A 295-nucleotide genomic window follows, 5' to 3' on the forward strand; every position below is an offset into this window, starting at 1 on the left:
GTGAATCGTATAGACAATGGATTCGTGATTTTTATCAAAATAATAAATTAGTGAAAGGTGACCTCGTTATTCGTGGACAAAAGGTAGACCTTGCAAATATTAAGGCGAATGTCTTAAATATTTCTGCGAAACGTGATCATATCGCCCTGCCATGCCAAGTAGAAGCTTTGCTAGACCATATTTCTAGCACAGATAAACAATATGTATGGTTACCAACGGGACATATGTCGATCGTTTACGGTGGAACAGCGGTAAAACAAACATATCCGACGGTTGGAAATTGGCTGGAGGAGCG

At 40.0% G+C, this 295-nt stretch carries 1 pseudogene; it reads left to right on the plus strand.

Annotated elements, in window-relative coordinates:
• Nucleotides 1-295: pseudogene (locus tag ACSG5Z_RS31015) on the plus strand (class III poly(R)-hydroxyalkanoic acid synthase subunit PhaC); the annotation flags it as partial.

This window comes from Bacillus pretiosus (assembly GCF_051294775.1).
Classification (GTDB): Bacteria; Bacillota; Bacilli; order Bacillales; family Bacillaceae_G; genus Bacillus_A; species Bacillus_A wiedmannii.